Origin of the sequence: uncultured Veillonella sp. (assembly GCF_900545205.1) — a bacterium.
Taxonomy (GTDB): Bacteria; Bacillota; Negativicutes; order Veillonellales; family Veillonellaceae; genus Veillonella.
Genome location: NZ_UQYC01000036.1, coordinates 1 through 18540 on the forward strand (window position 1 = coordinate 1; position 18540 = coordinate 18540).

Genomic DNA, 18540 nt, shown 5'->3' on the forward strand with positions numbered 1-18540 from the left:
AGGTCCTCCTTAATCTACATTGCTAAAATAACGTTCGCGTACACCACGAAGTTCAATACCAATAAAGATACATGTAAGGCCTCCAAAGAGACCTACACCACCAAGTGCAACTAAAGTTACCAATGATAATGCAGGAAAGGCCGTTACATTCTCAAACGGTTGCCATGAGCTTCCGAGTAAATATAAGATGGCAGGTGTAATGATAAATATTAAAACTCCTACAATATATGACAATGCACTACCGATAGATAGTAATGTTTTGGATGCTTTTTTAGCCATACCAGGCAACTGTGGTAAAAGACGTTCTTTATAGTCGTCAAATCTTGCATAGATTTCTTGCATATTAACAGATTTACTTTCACCACCATCTTGGCCTAATGTATCGGTAATAATACCTGCATCTACATAAGACGCATAAATTTCCTCTGGAGTCCCCAAAGATTTAATGATTTCGCTATCGGTAAGACCTTTTTCATAACCTACTGCAAAATGCTCTTCATAAACCTCTATAATACTCTCTACATCAGCAACACGGGCCTTTTTGAATATATTACGCAGTGCTTCTAAAAAGCTATTTTTGTTCATTATAGTCGACTCCTTTCAACAGGATGTTGATTACACCAGAAAATTCATCCCATTCTTGGCGCATCTTGTTATATGCGGCACGTCCATCTTCTGTGATGTGATAATATTTTCGAGATGGTCCTGTAGTAGATTCCTTTAAATATGTTTCAACATACTTTTCTTTTTTCAATCTATTAAATAATGGATATATAGTTCCTTCCGAAATCTCAATATATTCCGAAATGGTGCTTACAATTTCATACCCATATCGATCAGTTTGTGTTAGTAATGCTAGCACTAGCATATCCATAACACCCTTTTTTAATTGAACTTGCATAGTTCCTCCCTTTAGGCTGTGCTTGCCTGCCAATGTGAAAGCTCTCTTACGGTCACTATCATGTACTGACAAATACATAATAACACAAGGTACCTCGTAATGCAAGGTACCTTGTAAAAAATATATTTTGCGCAATTAAAACTCTTGTATTTCATCACTAATAAACATAGATAAAGTCTAGGTTTATAGAGATTAAAATATTTTCAAAATTTATGCTAATTTCAAGTTATTTATATTGAAATATATCTCAATTATCATCGTATATCAAAAAAATCCTCATCCAAAGGATGAGGATTTTTATTTATATAATAAGTACTATATCTATTCTAAACAGGATCTGTTCATAATAAAGAATCTGTGCTTAGTTTGAATAGACAGTATCTAATTGGAAGCTGCTTGGCCTAATTTAATCTGTGTACTCTTCATTTTGCCATTGTGAGTATAAGATACCAAAACTGTATCACCAGGGCTCTTAGCGTCAATTTGCTCTTTTAATTCTAATAATGTACTAATATCCTTGCCATCAATTTGAGCAATTGTATCTCCTTCTACTAGACCAGCCTTTGCAGCAGGACCATTCGCATCAAGTTGAACAATGAGAAGACCTTCGCCTTCATAACTTACATTGTTACGCGCTGCTGTTTGACGATCTACAGCCCATACACCAATATAAGGACGTACAACCTTACCATTCTTAATAATAGAATCTACAACAGTCATAGCGGAATTAATAGGAATGGCAAAACCCATACCTTCAACGCCTTCTTTAGAAATCTTAGAGCTATTAATACCAATTAACTCTCCATCTGCATTGATGAGAGCACCACCAGAGTTACCTGGATTAATAGCTGCATCTGTTTGGATTAATGGGAAGCGTTGACCTTGATCATCAATAGTACGTGCTAGCGCACTGATTACACCAGATGTAACAGAGCCTTTAAACTCTAGGCCTAAAGGATTGCCAATGGCGATAGCCGGTTCCCCTACTTGTAAGGAATCAGAGTCACCAATTTTTATAGGTTGAATATCCTTTGGTGGATTAATTTTAACAACAGCTAAGTCTGTTTGAGCATCCGTACCAATAACTGTACCTGTTACGGTAGATCCATTAGACAAAGATACTGTAACCTCTCCATTTTTAGCACCAGCTACAACGTGATTATTTGTTACGATATGTCCATCATTATCAATCAACACACCAGAGCCAACACCCTCTCCAGCATAGATGGTACGGTTAAAAATGTCTTTTTGGAAAACTTGAGTGGTAATTCCCACTACAGCTGGGCCAGATTCTTTTGCCGCTTGAACTACGTATGTATTACGTGTATCTGTAATCGGCTTATTTTGTTTTGTTTGTTCTCGCACAGTTGTTTGATGTGTCACAGGACTACCAAAGAAATAGTAGCCACCGCCTACACCAATACCAAGGGCTAGCACACAGGCTATAATTGATTTCTTATATTTTGAAAAATTCATACATTTCTCCTCATATCATTTCTTAATGATTTAATGAAAATCAATTTTATAAAATTGATTTGGATGAACCTATTATAGTACGCAACACTTTACAATGCAACATAACAATTTATTACATCTATTACAAAAATATAATTTCTATAAATAATATGTATCTGACGATCTCTCAAGAACAATTCAATGTTAAAGAAATGACACGAACCAAAAGCTCTATATAAAGCTATCATAAAAACATAAAGGGCATTCACTAGCCGAAGCTAGCAAATGCCCTTTATGCATATAGTTTGAGAGTGTAAGGACTGTTGAGAGAGAGTATATGTGATCTAGATAAGTTGAGAGAGAACTTATTAAGAGAGAGAAGTTTAGTTGTTTCTTATCTAGAATCAAACGTCAGCCTTACCTAAATAAGTATACATGGAATATCTAAACTATCAAAGGAAGTATATAAACTATTTTTAAATCTTTGATTATATCTATATAATAACTCTCTATAAACTCATATTTTATCAACAGCCAACAAAAACGTGAGCGCAAAGTGAAAACGCATTTCAGTTATCAAACAAATTTATAACCTACGCCCCACACTGTAATGATATGTTTACTATCGGATGGGTTATCTTCAATTTCTTCACGCAATCGGTTGATATGAACCGCTACAGTTGCATAATCACCGTAAGAGTCAAGACCCCATACGCGAGAGTATAATTCTTCTTTACTAAATACGATATCACGGTTACGCATTAAAAATTCTAATAATTGGAACTCTTTCTTTTTAAGGTGAACTTCTTTTTCGTTTACCCAAACTTTCATCATCTTAGGATCAAGGCGAATTTCACCGGATTGAATAGCATTAGTTTCCATAGCATCACGCTCTGTTAAGCGTTTATATTGTGCCAACATAGCTTTGATTTTTGCAATCAATACAGATGGAGAGAATGGTTTTTCAATGTAGTCGTCAGCGCCTACACCTAGACCACGGATTTTATCGATATCATCAAGACGAGCTGTTACCATAACAATTGGTACGCGAACCTTGTCACGAATTTGGCGACAAACTTCAAAGCCGTCCATTTCTGGCAACATAACATCAAGGATGATAAGGTCTACAGGAGTATTTAAAGCAGCCTCAATACCATCGGTACCATTAGTCATAATCGTAACATCATAACCTGCCACCATTAAATAATCACGCTCAATATTGGCGATATCCAAATCGTCTTCAATAATTAAGATATGTTCACTCATGATTCTTCTCCTTGTTTAGGAAATTCTAATATAACACGTAGACCATGTGGTCTTACATTTTCAATCACAACTCGGCCTTCAAAGATTTCCATAATTCGACGAATAATCGACAATCCAAGACCACTACCTTCTTGTGGGTTCGTACGAGACGAATCTACACGGTAGAACGGGCGCATTAGACGCTCTAGAGATTCTGGCGGTACCCCTGGGCCATCATCACTGATAACACAGTATACATAATCATCATCACTAGTTACATCAATCACACAATGACCAATATCGGCCATTTTATACTTAGCACTGTTGTTCAACACATTTTGTAAAACACGTTGTAACAATTGTGGGTTTGCATTAATAAAAGCACTTTCAGCTGCTATACGGAATTTGATTTCAAGCCCTCTTGTTTGATAAGGAGCCAAATGATCTTCTACAAAATCACGTACATATTGACCGAGTTCAATTCGTTCAGATGGCCGCGACTCTTTCTTATAATTCAATGTTGTAATAAGGAACAATTCCTCCAACATAGAATCTAAATCATTAGCCCGTTTCAAAATAATTCCCATATAGCGTTTTTGTTGCTCTTCTGTTGGTGCAATACCATCGCGAACACCTTCTGCATAGGCTTTAATCGCTGTTAACGGTGTCCGGATATCATGGGATATCCCTGCTAACAACTCTTTTTGTTGCTCCTGTTCCATTTCAATCTGACGATTGGCCATTTCTAACGATTTTGTCATATTCTTAACATGAATCATGATGAATCGTGTAACAAATCGGTTAATAGCAAAGAAGGTAACAATAAAGAGTAATATAGCCACTACAATAATATAGAAGGAAACTGATTCCATTAAGCTATCGCTACCATGAGTAGCTCGCTTTATAGCAATATGATATACGTAAGCATGACGCCCATCGTATTTCCTCATTTCATATACGAAAGTATTATTGGACTGATATACAATACCTTGTAGTTCAGGGTTTACATCAATAAGGCCAACAATAGCAGAGGCACTATAGATTTGAGGATTACCATAGGTGTACACCATATTACCTTGATCTAGTACTTCTACATATACTTCCTTTGGATCGAGTAAGCTATAGCTAGGCTTTACTAAGCTATCTATTAAGTTGTTTTCTAAACCATAAAAGGTAATTGTTTCAGTGATTCGACTGACACTTTTAAACTGTTGTTCCTGCTCAATACGCAAATAGTAACCGGCATTAGCCAATATGCGCAGACCTGTAAAGTATAGCAAAAATAAGATAATTGCTATCAAAATAGGCACTACAAAGAGCACAACATTGGATATCCAAATCCGTATTTGTAAATTCACAGGGTTACCTCAATATCATAAATATTAGATACTTCTTATAGTTTACGCTATTTTTAATACTTAAAGCAAGTGAAAAGCTCAAAAAAGTGATTTAACTTTCATAATTTCTTCATTGTTAGTTTATAATTGGCAGTTATTACATATGGGCAGTATGCCTTTTATTATCTACTATTTTGAAGTTTTTAATATAAATTACACGCATCCGGGCAACCTACACCACCATGCTACAAGTAATTTTTAGGACATCAAACATAAGGTTCTATAACATCTTATTTAATAGCCTCTATATTTTTTATAAAATCTCTAAATATAAAAATGCTATATCTGTAAAAATAAATTCTATTACCTTATATTATTAGTACCAAAACTATTTCCCCGATCCTCATATATAATTCAATTGCCTTATTTGTACATAAAAAAAGAGGATTCCTAAGGAATCCTCTTTTAATATTTGGATTAACGACGATTTGCATCGAAGAAGTTAATAGCAACTTCTGGGAACATAGCGTAAGTCAATACGTCTTCGTCAGTGATACCATTGTAGCCTTTGGAAGCTAAATCTTGACGGTAACCTTCCAATTCAGGTTCGATAAGATCTGCTGGACGGCAAGTGATAGGTTCTTCATCACCGATGATAGTGTGACGGATTTCGTCAGAAATTTTACCAGGCAATGCACCGTATTTACCGCGTACAAGGTCTTTAACTTCGTTAGGAACCATTTTATAACGGTCGCCCATCATAACGTTCATCATAGCCATTGTACCAACGATTTGGGATGTTGGAGTTACCAATGGAGGGTAACCCAAGTCTTCACGAACGCGTGGCATTTCATCCATAACGTCGAAGAAGCGATCGCCCATACCCATTTCGTTCAATTGGTTTTGAGTATTGGACAACATACCACCAGGAATTTGGTAACGACGAACAGCTGGGATTACATCACTAGCTGGTTTCAAGTTGAATTCTTCAGCGATTTGTTGTTTTACTTTACGGAAGTGGTCAACTAATGGAATGTATTTATCAAGGTCAAGACCAAGATCCCATTCAGTACCTTTGAACATTTCGATCATAGTTTCAGTAGCTGGTTGGCTAGTTGCATGAGCAAATGGAGAGATAGCAGTATCGATGATATCTACACCAGCTTTAGCAGCTTCCCAGTATGCAGTGCTTGCAAGACCGCAAGTGAAATGGCTGTGCAAGTCGATTGGCAATTCGCCAAAACGTTTTTTGAATGTGGAAACCAAATCATATGCATCAGCAGGTCCTAACAAACCGGACATATCTTTGATACATAAGGAATCTGTACCCATTTCTACCAATGTTTCAGCTACTTTCAAGAAGCTTTCAGTTGTATGAACTGGGGAGATTGTGTATACCATAGCGGATTGAACGTGTGCGCCTGCTTTTTTGGAGTACTTAATAGCAGCTTCCATGTTACGAGGGTCATTCAATGCGTCGAAGATACGGATACGATCAATACCATTTTTTACAGCTGCATTACAGAATGCTTCTACTACATCATCAGAGTAGTGTTTGTAGCCCAACAAGTTTTGGCCACGAAGTAACATTTGTAGTGGAGTGTTTTTCAAATTGGATTTCAATTTACGAAGGCGTTCCCATGGATCTTCATTCAAGAAACGAAGACAGCTGTCATAAGTAGCGCCGCCCCAACATTCAAGAGCTTCATAACCAATTTCATCTAAAAGGCCAAGCACTGGTTCCATTTGTTCGTAACGCATGCGTGTTGCCAAAATAGATTGATGACCGTCGCGAAGAACGGTTTCGCAGATTCTTAATTTTTTAGCCATGTTAATCCTCCAAATCGAAATAGTTTATGCATGTAATTTTATACATCCACTACATAACTATCTCATACCTATTTTTTTACGATTTTTATAGCACTTGCTCACACGAGCAAATACTCAAGCAATCGTTAAGACATACTTATATTAGACTACTTATAGAATTCTTTGTCAACAACCACATTATGCTATTTACTCATGATTTCATGTATTCAATTATGATTTTTTCGTGATAGAAATCACAATAAAGTGCTAAGAAGCTAGGATTTAACATGTATTTTTAATCAATTTAATTTCTTTGTAATTTCTCTTTTTAATGAGAAACCAAAATTTATATCGCAATAATTTTTAGTTATTATTGACCAGCTTTCAAAGTATATCGGTATTTATAAATCTAGTACTTCGATAATCATCGGTATATTTATGAGCTCATCACTTTTATTGATAACACACCTGCATTATTGCAATTTATAAATATACAAAAGAACCTACCTTTTATAGATAGGTTCTTATAGTAAGCAATTATTATTATATTATTTTTCAGGTTTTACCTTTTTTGGTGTCGTTTCAAGAACGATATTTTTACCATCCCGTTTAACTTGGATAGAGAATGCACCCTCACCTTCTTTGAAGTATTCCATCTTAATATCGAGCAACATTTTACCAATTAAAGTCTCTACCTTCTCTGTAAGGAATTCACGATAGAATGCATCTTCCTTTTGTTTTGGACTTTGATGTACTACGAGTTTCTTAGCAGAACGCTCTCTATCAAGCATTGTTTCTTCAAAATTTTCAGTATCTTTAAAGTTTTTCATCATATCCGCATCGGATAAGCCTTTTTGAATTTTAAACTTTGCCATGTTTATCTCCTATTAATTCGAAAATTGCCTTTTTCACGCGTACTGATTCAATACCAGACATACAATATTGATCAGGCTTAGGACAACGTCGTTTACGACATCCTAAGCAATCTAACTCATCATTAACAAGAACCTTAAAGTCCCCCGTCAACGGCCCCCACAGCTTAGGATCTGTAGGTCCAAAAAGTGCGACAACAGGTTTATTTAGAGCTAGTGCAATATGCAATGAACCCGTATCAGCAGTCACTACTACATCGCAACTTTCAATTAAAGCCCCTACCTCTTGAAGTGTAGTTTTCCCCAACATATTCAGCATAATTTTATCAAGGCCATCAGCCGTTATGGAGTCCATCAACGGTTTGTATTGGATCGCCTCTTTTGGACCACCTAAGCACACAAAATTAGCTCTATACTGGAGAGATTTAATGAGAGAATACCATTTCTCTTGAGGCCACTCTTTCGTCGCCCAAGATGTACCTAGGACAAGACCTATGCGCAGTGGCTTATCTACCTCTCCGCGATTTAAGGATGTATCATAATTAATTGATTCCCACTGTTTTTCTGCCCAAGCACGCAAATTAGAGGGCACAAAAAAATCCATGTGGTATAGCCGTTTACCACTAGAACCGTTGACTATGCAAGGTTTTTCATCATCAGTGATAACAGCAGCAGATGTAGTTAATCCACTATGCTCTGCAACGGCTGTATTCAGTAATTTAGCAACCTCTATATAACGCTTAATGACATGATCTGTACTCGGCTTTGCCTTGTAGTTAGTAAACATCCAATTCAGCTCTTTTGTACCACCAAGTCCAAGGCGAATGGGTGCACCTGATGCCAATAAAACGAGCCCTGTTATGAGTCGCCCTTGTACATCGACAGCCACATCAAATTTGTATGGTTTTAACTTATCTCTAAGTTCCCACCACATGCGCCACATCGTTGGAATATGTAGTTTTTTAGAATGTGCTTCATATTCATCCCGCTCCCAAGGAATGATTTCATCTACATAGGGATTTCCCTGTAAAAGTTCTACCATACTAGGTGTTACAATCCAATGTAGCTTTGCCTCTGGATAATGCTCTTTAATCCAGCGCGCAGCAGGTGTGGCATGTAGTATATCCCCTATATAGCTGAGTCGTACAAATAATATATTCATATATATCCTTATAGTACAAACGAGTATAGGAATAAAGCCTTTATAATGAATCATTATAAAGGCTTTTTCTTAAGATTTCTTTTTACTATCACTAGAAGATTTAGAAGATGTATCATCTTCTGTTACCTTCGTAGTTTCGTCACTACCATCCTTAATGATAGTTTTCACATCAGACAAGGTTAATTCATTGAACGTTGTTGGATGATTGTATTTATAAACTGGTTTGAAGCCTACACCGAGTTTACCAGTATAAACAGTTAAGGCATTATTATCTTCATCCACGCGAGCAATATAGATAGTTTTATCCATATCAACGCCAATTAGACGGAAACGTCCTGGTGGATTGATAACACGCCAACCACCTTCAATACCATTAAACATGAAGATATCCCCAGTCTTGGCATTATCGTAGAAGAATCTATCTTCATCATAGAATACGCCAATATGACCAATATCTGTAGCTTGCATATAAACGCGACGCGTATCATAGTTAGCATCAGTACGATAAATGCGATATGCGTGTTCTTGAACCTTTACCTTCATGTAAACAACGTTTGTCGCTTCAGAATACGCAGCATCTACGATCTTACTGTTACGAGGCAAATCTTCAAGTTTAGTATCTACTTCATGTTCAGGATCATCTGCATTGAGACGCGCCATAACAACCTCTCTAGAGTCATATAGACCCATGATGGCATAGTTACGGTCAGGCATCCAGTTAAAGTAACTAATAGAACGTCCTTTCAAATCTATTGTAGTAGGCTTACTTTCATTAGCCTTATAGATTTTCAAAGAGTTTTCAGTAACAACCGCCATAAACTGACGGTCATACGATACATATTTTGTGCCTTCCTTTACATCAGGAAAGTTTTTAGTATCATCCTTAGATGCACCTGCTACATTAAAATCTGTAGTCGGTGCAAACATATATTGATCAAGGTATAGGTACACCCCACCTTGCAGAAGAATACCAACCGCAAAGGCGCTCAGTACACGCGTAAAAGGTTTCATGTGTCCTCCTATTTCACGATAAACGCCGTTGGGATCATGCGTTCCCCTAACAAATCAGCTGGTTTGTTCACTACTTTACCATTGAGGTATAGTGTAGAACTAGAACCACCATCTAAATTCGCTGCAATGTAGCAACCTTTTTCATAGAGAATATCTTGTACGTCACGCAATGTAGCGCCAAGAGAATAACCTGGTTGACGACCATCGATTACGAGGAATAGTACGGTACCATCCTTCTTTTGACCAATAGCAGTACGTGGACCTACACCCCAGCCACCATCGCCTTCGGTAATCATCTTCTTACCATCTACGATAAGAGGTGGGCCAAAGGTAATACCTTCCATGGCTTTCATATCACCAAGTTGTGTTTTATCATAGTTACCAGCAATAAGGTTGCCAGATTTAGAGAAGCCTACGAAGTCTACCGCTTCTTCTGGGCCTACATCCTTACCGATAACATATTCACCATCATGCAAGATAAAGCCATACGGCAAACGGCCTGTACCAGTACCATTAGGATCGTGGAAACCACCACCATTGATAGCCGCTACCGCATTATTCATCTTCGCAATATTACTTGTAGTATCGCCTTTTTCTTGAATATTCGCAGCTGTGCCAACTTGAATGCGACGTGGATCTGGAATTTCAAGAATATAGCCTACATAACGAGCAGACTGAATCTTTTCAAGATTCAAGCTCTTATCTTCACGAGCATTAAACTTGAACAGATCTTGGCTTTTAACAACACCAACAGTACCCAAAATAGATTGCAATTCATCTTCACTGAATAGCCATGTAATGTAATGAGGATGGCGAGATTGCAATATGGCACCAATAACGGCGCGCTTTACATTATTAAATGGTCCAAAGAGCACCACGAATGGTGAGGTTACAACGGTAAATAGGAACACCATGATGATGAACTTTACCCAATTCTTTTTGAACAATGTATTTCTCCTTATAAATCAGTGAAATGTTCAGTGCTAATGCGTTCTTCAAAATGTTTGATATCAACAGCATTACCAACCCAAACACGCAAAATGTTATATGGATTATCACCTGTATGAGCCCAGCCAGATTTCATAGCCATACTCATTTTGATGCCCGCTTTTTTAGTGGCAGCATCGGTGAATTCATTTTTATCTCCATAAGGATAGCAGAACCAAGGATTATCCTTGATACCCACTTCTTTTGCAAGGGCTTCTTGAGCCTTTGTAATATTTTCTATTTGTTTAGCTTCAGACAATTGGCCCATTTCGATATGTTGGAATCCATGATTGGAAATGGTAATACCATTTTTATGCATTTCACGAATTTGATCCCAAGTTAACCGTGTACCTACATCGCCAGGATTGATAAACACAGTGGCTGCAAAACCATATTCCTTCATAATTGGATATACGATAGAATACGTATCTGCATAACCGTCATCAAATGTTAATACAACAGGTTTTTCAGGCACTGCTGCACCATTTACGACATAATCATATAGTTGATCCATCGTTAATGGATTATAACCATTATCTTTGAGGAACTTCATTTGTTCTCTGAATAGATCCTCACGAATAACTGCATCGTTATCCTTATCATCGCCAATTTTATGATACATAAGAACAGGGATGCCCGTTGGATGTACCATTTTGACTTCTTTTACAGGCGCCGTTGGACTAGGTGGTTCCGTTTTTTGTGAAAGCAATCCACATCCTGCTAAAACCACAGCCAATGCGACAACTAATAGTGTTACCAATGGAATCCGTTTCATAGGTCCCTCCTCTATTAGAACACAATTATATACAGAATATTATAACATTTCTATGAAGATTAGTAAAAAACTAACGCTTTACTAGTACCTCATCAATTGATTTTCTAGGTCTAGGATACATAGGCTCATCTGGAATACCTATGGCAATGATAGCCTGTACATCTAGTGTTATCTAAATCCATTCTATCCATTTCTACTGAAAAAGAGTATTTCAACTGTAACCATTGTCATATTGTAATACTCTCAATAATGCTTTAATATTCTAATTATATACTATATAACGTAAACTATACTATTTTAATACACAGAGGATTTACCATGAAAAAACGACTTACCCTCATACAAATGGATGTCCACGTAAACGACGTAGAATATAACTACAATCGAGTTCAAGAGTTATTGACCCAGTCCCTATCTGAAAGTCCAGATATTATCGTATTACCTGAAACCTGGAACACTGGTTTTTATCCATCTACAGATTTAATCAATATCGCCGATACAAATGGTGACCGCACAAAAGCCTTATTAAGTGCATTCACTAAAAAACATAATGTAAATATTGTGGGCGGATCTGTAGCAATTGCAAAAGACAATCTCGTATTTAATACATCCTATGTTTACAACCGAAGCGGTGAACTTGTAGGAGAATATTCTAAAATGCACGGCTTTAGCCCTGCCAAAGAAGACAAATACTTTGCAAGCGGCACCCATACTACACATTTCGAGCTGGACGGAATACCTTGCAGTACGGTCATCTGCTATGACATCCGTTTCCCTGAGCTCGTAAGAATGGCTGCATTACCAGGCACAGAATTATTGTTTGTGCCTGCTCAATGGCCTACGATGCGTTTACGTCACTGGCAAGTACTCAATGAAGTGCGAGCTATTGAAAACCAACTCTTTGTCTGTGCCGTAAACGGCTGTGGCACAGTGGGTCGCGTTCAAAGTACAGGGCACTCCGCGGTATATGATCCATGGGGTACAAACCTACTCGAAATGGACACTAACGAAGGTATTGCTTCCGTAGACATCGACCTCGCTGTAGTCGAAGATATCCGTAACAAAATTAATATCTTTAGAGATCGCAAACCTGAACTCTATAATCTATAACAAAAAGGCACATTGTTTTGAACAACCATCTTAAATCAGGAAGGTCATTCATTTAACAATGTGCCTTTTATTTTTATTGAACTGTATGTAAGAAATAGATTACTCTAGTTTGTTCTGGATTAACAGCCATACCTGCAACAGTAAACGTGTTATATGAATAATCAAATTTAAAGATATAGAATGTATAATCTGCGTTAAATGGTCGCTTTACTTCCTTAAACGAATAGTAGCCTAAATATTTTTTCTGTAAAGCCTTATTTTCATCATTAGACAACACTTTATCAGAACTTAATTGACTAGAATCTTGCTCTAAGTCCAACCCCATTTTATTATTCATTTGGTTAGAGAGCTCATGATCAACCTTTCGCTTAATATTCTCATTGCTTAGTGCCATTTTATATTGATACATATTATTGAATGTATTAGTTACTTCAATCCATTCTTCTGGCAATATAGTAGACATGTATTTTCTATATTTCGTCTTAACATCCTCGTACGGTTTAATAGAAACACGTTCAGCCTCACCCTTAGTAATAATAACCTTAGCATGATTTTCTGCATCTTGAATATAAGGCTTTAGCTCTGATGGTTTACCTGTGAAAGAAACTTGGATATAACGACCATCTTCAATCGCCTTAGGTGGCTTTAAATGAATATCAACTTGCTTAGCAAAAGAAGGTATTTTCTTTGGAAAACCAGACAAATCATTCACTTTATTTATATCTATATGATTGTAATATTCCTTGTCATTAACAGGATATTTAATGCTTTCCCTAAAATTAATAGCAGCTACAATTTGTTTTTCAATTTCTTCTCGTGTATAGGGATTTTTAATAAAGTCTCGTTGTGGCGTACTTCTTATCCTTCTATTATGTTCCTCTATATGAGCGTGCATACGCGATTCTTCATCTCGCTGCTGCAATATTTGTTCGTTATATGTTTTTTTAGCAAGAGACATAACAGCATAAGATAATTCAGTTTCACCCGTTACTTTACTTTCCATATAAGGCATAACCTCTAGAGGTTGTGTTCTATCTACTTGAGAAGTCTTTGTGCCCAAAGGTGTTCCTACAGATGGAGTGGATAACTGCTCAGCATTTGTTATTCCTATATTAGCAACCAATGCGGTCACAACAAGTATAAATCCTTTTAACTTCATTCATATCTCCATTAAATAAACTATATAAAAGAGTTACTCTACATACATAGCTAATCAGATAATTTAAAACTCAATAAGCTTCCACATGTCCTCTGGAACTTGTTCTAGAGGTTTGTTCTTTGCCATAGCATCTTTTAGAATATCAATCGTATCTTGTACTTCTTGTTTATTCTTTGTATTTGGATCGTGTAAAACGACACGGTTCAATGAGTCCTGACCAAATTGTTTTAAGTATTCTTTTTCCACTTGATTCAGTTCACGACGTAAGTATTTCATAGTGTATCCTCTATTTGTAGATATCTTTTCGATGTCCAACTTCTAACGCTAAAATAATACATCTATCATCATTAATATCGGCAATGACTCTATAATTACCAATGCGATAACGCCACAGCCCCGTCTTATTACCTGTCAGTGATTTTCCTGAATATCTAGGATTTTCTACATTATCTACGTTCTTAATAAGCCAATTAAAGAGATAACGTTGTGTTGATAATACATTGTATTACATAGGGAGGTTTTAGTCTATTCCTTAAACACACAAACAGTACTATTTTAATAAAATTTTATATTTCAGAAATTAAGCATACAAAAAAGGCACACCACCCTTCTCTCGTCTCTCAGCGGCATGCCTTTTTATGTATATAGTTACTCTCGAACTATATCGTATGTCAGTCTGGCTAACTCTCTCTAAGTCCCTTTAACGACACGCCAGTATGTCACCTTTAATATACAATCATAAAATAACTTTGTCAATATTTTAGAAAAATTTTATCTTTTCATTTTACCAATAAATACTTGCAAAAGATTTATATAAATTGTATTATTAATAAATTTCATGACATAAACGCTTATTTTCGTACCATAAATCATTTACATAAATCATCTATAAGTGGTAATATTAGCAATGCACTAGAATTTGGTTATTAAGAAAGAAAGGTAATAATAATGTTTTCATTTCTACAACCAAAAGAGGCAAAATCATCTGTACCACAGAATATGATTATGAATCTATATTATAAATACAGATTTCAATCTCTAATCGGTATTTTTATTGGTTACGCAGCGTACTATATTGTTCGTAACAACTTTGCCTTATCAACTCATTTTTTATCAGATATCCTACACATGAGCAAAACGGAAATCGGTTTGTTATCTAGTGGTATGCTTATCGCCTACGGTCTAAGTAAAGGCTTCATGAGTAGTCTTGCTGACAAAGCGAGCCCTGCGAAATTCATGGCTTTCGGCCTTATTTGTTGTGCAATTATCAACATTTTTATGAGCTTTGCCGACAGCCTCGCCTTCTTCTTAGTATTAGTAGTTCTTAATGGTTTCTTCCAAGGCTTTGGTGTAGGTCCATCCTTCATCACACTTGCCAAATGGTATCCAAAACAGGAACGTGGTCGCTTTGGGGCAATTTGGAATATCTCCCATAATCTTGGTGGTGGTATCGTAGCACCAATCGTTGCTGCTGCGCTATACTTTACTACTACAGATCACTGGCAATTAGGTAGCTATGGTATCCCTGCAATTATCGCGATTATCGTAGCTGTTATTATTTGCTTCTTGATCAAAGAAAGTCCTGAACGAGAAGGTTTACCACCAACTAGCGAAATCATTGCCGATACATCTCATAAAGCACATAGAAGTGCAGAAGCACCTCACCTAAGTACAAGACAAATCTTTGTACAATATGTACTAAAAAATAAAAATGCTTGGTATGTATCTCTAGTTGATACATTCGTTTACATGATTCGTTTCGGTATGCTTACATGGTTGCCTATTTACTTATTACAAGTAAAAGGCTTCTCTAAGGCTGAAATGTCCATCGCCTTTTTATTCTTTGAATGGGCAGCCATTCCTTCTACACTTTTTGCAGGTTACATTTCCGATAAATTCTTCAAAGGTTATCGCATGCCTCCAGCAATCATTGCAGTAAGTATTATCTTCTTCTGTATCTTTGGCTATTGGCAAAGTGAATCCCTCTTATGGGTTACATTCTTTGCTGCTGTCGTAGGTTGCTTAATCTACATTCCTCAATTCTTAGCCTCTGTACAAACTATGGATATCGTACCACCATTCGCTGTAGGCTCTGCTGTTGGTCTTCGTGGCTTTATGAGTTACATCGTAGGTGCCAACCTTGGTACAACACTATTTGGTGTTTTAGCAGATAAATTCGGTTGGAATGCAGGTTTCTATCTCCTAATGGCAGCATGTATTCTTTGCGTTACATTCTGTGTACTTGCCCACTTTGGTGCAAAAGAATTAGATGCTAAAGAAGCAGAACTTGAACAACTCCAAACAGCTGAAGCTAACAGCTAACAACTAAATTCTAGAGCAAATAAAAAGGTAGTAACAAGAAATTGTTACTACCTTTTATTATTTAATAAGTTCGCCAAGAACCAAATTATGGGCCCTATGAATCTCATTTTCTTAATGGTATCCATTTTATCTAGAATGGGCTTAGGTATCTCTGCATCGCTTTCAAGAGACACATATTCCTTATCAACATAAACGCCTTTTGAATACTCGCTATTATGAACCCCTTTTTCAACAATAAATGTATGAGTACCATTAACATCTTCATACTCTTCATAACGAGCTACATCCGCAAAATCTATATCTATATCTCCTCTTGTACCTATAACTAGCTGATAACCACGATGTACTACGTTCATGTCAAATGGCATCGCTTTACTGCACAACTTTGTAAACTGATATGCACCACGTTTTTTATTCCAACAGATCCAAAATTCAGCATTATTCTTATGCTTAACCAGCTTATACTTGTACCAAATCGCCCCATGAGTATCAATGTAGCGAATTTTGCCTAAAATTGTATATAAATCACTTCGGATACGCAACGTTTCGCCATAATTAAATTCCATAATCTTCTCTCATATATAAACTTACACACATACATGTATTATTAATTACTATGATTGTACACATAATCTAAATATCTGCCAATACAGATATAACAAAAAGGTAGTACCATATATATGTTACTACCTTTTTGTTCATTATAATCAACCTTGTTGTAAGAAATAAATTATATAGTTTTTATCAGGACTGACCGCAGCACCTAAAGAATATGGATGATTCCGACTTCCGCCAAAATCAAATACATACAATACATAATTGTCTGGTATTTCTATGGAATCTTCATTATATGACAATCTATGCAAATATTGTTTTTGAAGCTTTTGATTTTCCTTTTCAGTATAAATTGGATACACTTTATCTTTAGAACGCTTATTTTCATAATCCGGTTTAGGCTTTAATGCGTCTCGCGCATCTTCTATTCGTTTACGAGTTTCAAAATATCTCTTATACTTTGCACTATTGTCTTCATCTGCAATCTGTCCCTTATTGAATTCTGCTAATACTTGATTTTCCAACTCATATATTTCATCTACAGATTTATCAATTGGATGGTCTTGTCGCTCTTGTATAAATTTACCCATCGGCACAGTTGTATTTTTTACAGTCAATATCGACCTTGGAATTAATGCATATAGAGAATCTGCATAAGCCATATTCGAATCGATATATCGTTTAACATACACATTGGATATATCAGCTTTTAAAACAACTAATTTAGAATTTGAAAGCGCTTCATCAATATATGGCTTTAATTGTTCCGGTGTGCCTCCAAATGCAAATTGTACATAAGCCCTACCTTGTAAAAAGCCTGGATTACTATGCATATGAATATTTTTTGCAAAACTTGGCATATTTTTGGGGAAGCCTGGAATCATAGGCATCCTTTTATAATCCTTTGGATTATTGATAGGATACTGAATCAATTCTATAGGTTTAAAAAAACTTTCCAAAGATTCTTTAATTTCAGCTTTAGATCTAGCCGTAAATAGATCATGTCCTTTTCCCTTATTTTTATCTAAATATTCTCGAATTTCCCTTTCATTTGCTGCATCCCGATCGGCACGAGTTCGATAATCTTTAGTATTAACGGGATTCGTTAGCTTAATTTCCCCTTTACCATTCTTTTTCATATATGGGCTCACAATGCGTAAGGGTTTTTCTCGACCACCAATAAAATAGCCTTCATTACGTGTTGATTCAGTATTATAGTGTTTAATTTCTTTTAGTGCTGTTTCATCCTTATCATTATAAAGTGGATCAAACGTTTTATATTCACTTCCAAAATCAGGTTTTTCTGATGTTTTTAATCGTTGAGAACCGTGCTCCTTCTCCATCCGCTCTAATATAATTTCATCGCCCATTGAAAGTGCCTTCGTATCTATCGATTTATCTTTTATAACAGCTTTAAAAGCACCAGGAATAACCTCAACAAAATCTACTTTTACTGGGCCTTTTGTTTGTACAAACTGTTTTAACTTTGTATTATTTTTTTGTTCAATACTTATATTTTGATTCTGACTATCTACTACTTCTGCTGCAAAACTAGACTGACTATATAATGCTAGTGAAAGCATCATCAGCACAAAATATTTCTTATTCATTTCTCTCTCCTATATACATCTACAACTTTTAATGTTATAGCAAAAAGGACCTACAGTAAACTGTAGGTCCTTATTTCTTGGTGCGGTTGGAGGGACTTGAACCCTCACGAGCGTACGCTCACCACCCCCTCAAGATGGCGTGTCTGCCATTCCACCACAACCGCATGGAATACAAATGGTGCCTCAGGACAGAATCGAACTGTCGACACACGGATTTTCAGTCCGTTGCT

Annotated in this window: 17 protein-coding genes, 1 tRNA gene and 1 pseudogene; 2 read left to right on the top strand and 17 right to left on the bottom strand. The window is 36.4% G+C overall.

Annotation, left to right across the window (positions count from 1 at the left end; all coding sequences use genetic code 11):
* Positions 1-9: 9 nt before the first annotated feature.
* From QZR70_RS05140 to QZR70_RS05190, 11 genes are all read right to left on the bottom strand, one after another.
* On the bottom strand, positions 10-585 hold the full coding sequence (locus QZR70_RS05140; protein WP_295793548.1) for a DUF1700 domain-containing protein: 576 nt from the start codon (positions 583-585) through the stop codon (positions 10-12).
* A complete protein-coding gene (locus tag QZR70_RS05145) occupies positions 572-901 on the bottom strand; it encodes a PadR family transcriptional regulator (protein WP_227721557.1) in 330 nt (109 codons plus the stop codon). Before QZR70_RS05145 ends, QZR70_RS05140 begins: the two co-directional genes overlap by 14 nt.
* 381 nt (positions 902-1282) lie before the next feature.
* Positions 1283-2377, bottom strand: a complete 1095-nt coding sequence (locus QZR70_RS05150) for a S1C family serine protease (RefSeq protein ID WP_227721558.1) — start codon at positions 2375-2377, stop codon at positions 1283-1285.
* Between the two features lie 555 nt (positions 2378-2932).
* Positions 2933-3622 (bottom strand): response regulator transcription factor, encoded by a 690-nt coding sequence (locus QZR70_RS05155; protein ID WP_004693664.1) that lies wholly within the window; start codon positions 3620-3622, stop codon positions 2933-2935.
* Positions 3619-4959, bottom strand: coding sequence for a sensor histidine kinase KdpD (locus tag QZR70_RS05160; protein WP_295793555.1), 1341 nt, complete (start codon positions 4957-4959; stop codon positions 3619-3621). The genes QZR70_RS05155 and QZR70_RS05160 overlap by 4 nt, the downstream gene beginning before the upstream one ends.
* A gap of 456 nt (positions 4960-5415) precedes the next feature.
* Positions 5416-6768 carry a pyruvate carboxylase subunit B gene (locus tag QZR70_RS05165; RefSeq protein ID WP_295793558.1) on the bottom strand — a complete coding sequence of 451 codons (1353 nt, stop codon included), beginning with the start codon at positions 6766-6768 and terminating at the stop codon, positions 5416-5418.
* 527 nt (positions 6769-7295) lie between these two features.
* Positions 7296-7622, bottom strand: a complete 327-nt coding sequence (locus QZR70_RS05170) for a hypothetical protein (RefSeq protein WP_295793561.1) — start codon at positions 7620-7622, stop codon at positions 7296-7298.
* Complete coding sequence (locus tag QZR70_RS05175; RefSeq protein ID WP_295793563.1) at positions 7609-8781, bottom strand: glycosyltransferase family 9 protein; 1173 nt, start codon at positions 8779-8781, stop codon at positions 7609-7611. Before QZR70_RS05175 ends, QZR70_RS05170 begins: the two co-directional genes overlap by 14 nt.
* A gap of 69 nt (positions 8782-8850) precedes the next feature.
* The gene (locus QZR70_RS05180; RefSeq protein WP_295793565.1) at positions 8851-9792 is read right to left on the bottom strand and encodes a hypothetical protein; all 942 of its coding nucleotides are present in this window, start codon (positions 9790-9792) and stop codon (positions 8851-8853) included.
* An 8-nt stretch (positions 9793-9800) separates the two neighbouring features.
* Positions 9801-10739 (bottom strand): phosphodiester glycosidase family protein, encoded by a 939-nt coding sequence (locus QZR70_RS05185; protein WP_295286515.1) that lies wholly within the window; start codon positions 10737-10739, stop codon positions 9801-9803.
* A gap of 11 nt (positions 10740-10750) precedes the next feature.
* Positions 10751-11554, bottom strand: coding sequence for a polysaccharide deacetylase family protein (locus QZR70_RS05190; protein WP_295200786.1), 804 nt, complete (start codon positions 11552-11554; stop codon positions 10751-10753).
* Between the two features lie 318 nt (positions 11555-11872).
* On the opposite strand from QZR70_RS05190, the gene QZR70_RS05195 reads away from it, so the two are divergent.
* Positions 11873-12664 carry a carbon-nitrogen family hydrolase gene (locus QZR70_RS05195; protein ID WP_295793567.1) on the top strand — a complete coding sequence of 264 codons (792 nt, stop codon included), beginning with the start codon at positions 11873-11875 and terminating at the stop codon, positions 12662-12664.
* A gap of 73 nt (positions 12665-12737) precedes the next feature.
* Here QZR70_RS05195 and QZR70_RS05200 read toward each other — a convergent pair whose 3' ends face one another.
* The 3 genes and pseudogenes from QZR70_RS05200 to QZR70_RS05210 all read right to left on the bottom strand — a co-directional run.
* Positions 12738-13823, bottom strand: coding sequence for a hypothetical protein (locus tag QZR70_RS05200; protein WP_295793569.1), 1086 nt, complete (start codon positions 13821-13823; stop codon positions 12738-12740).
* 63 nt (positions 13824-13886) lie between these two features.
* Positions 13887-14099: a hypothetical protein gene (locus QZR70_RS05205; RefSeq protein WP_295793571.1), complete on the bottom strand. Its 213-nt coding sequence runs from the start codon at positions 14097-14099 to the stop codon at positions 13887-13889.
* Positions 14100-14109: 10 nt separating this feature from the next.
* Positions 14110-14295: pseudogene (locus tag QZR70_RS05210) on the bottom strand (type II toxin-antitoxin system RelE/ParE family toxin); the annotation flags it as partial.
* A 533-nt stretch (positions 14296-14828) separates the two neighbouring features.
* On the opposite strand from QZR70_RS05210, the gene QZR70_RS05215 reads away from it, so the two are divergent.
* Positions 14829-16145: a phosphoglycerate transporter PgtP gene (locus tag QZR70_RS05215; RefSeq protein WP_295793575.1), complete on the top strand. Its 1317-nt coding sequence runs from the start codon at positions 14829-14831 to the stop codon at positions 16143-16145.
* 47 nt (positions 16146-16192) lie between these two features.
* Here QZR70_RS05215 and QZR70_RS05220 read toward each other — a convergent pair whose 3' ends face one another.
* From QZR70_RS05220 to QZR70_RS05230, 3 genes are all read right to left on the bottom strand, one after another.
* Positions 16193-16711, bottom strand: coding sequence for a hypothetical protein (locus QZR70_RS05220; protein WP_295793573.1), 519 nt, complete (start codon positions 16709-16711; stop codon positions 16193-16195).
* Between the two features lie 141 nt (positions 16712-16852).
* Positions 16853-18310: a hypothetical protein gene (locus QZR70_RS05225; protein WP_295793574.1), complete on the bottom strand. Its 1458-nt coding sequence runs from the start codon at positions 18308-18310 to the stop codon at positions 16853-16855.
* 78 nt (positions 18311-18388) lie between these two features.
* Positions 18389-18474 (bottom strand) — tRNA-Leu (locus QZR70_RS05230).
* Positions 18475-18540: the final 66 nt, after the last annotated feature.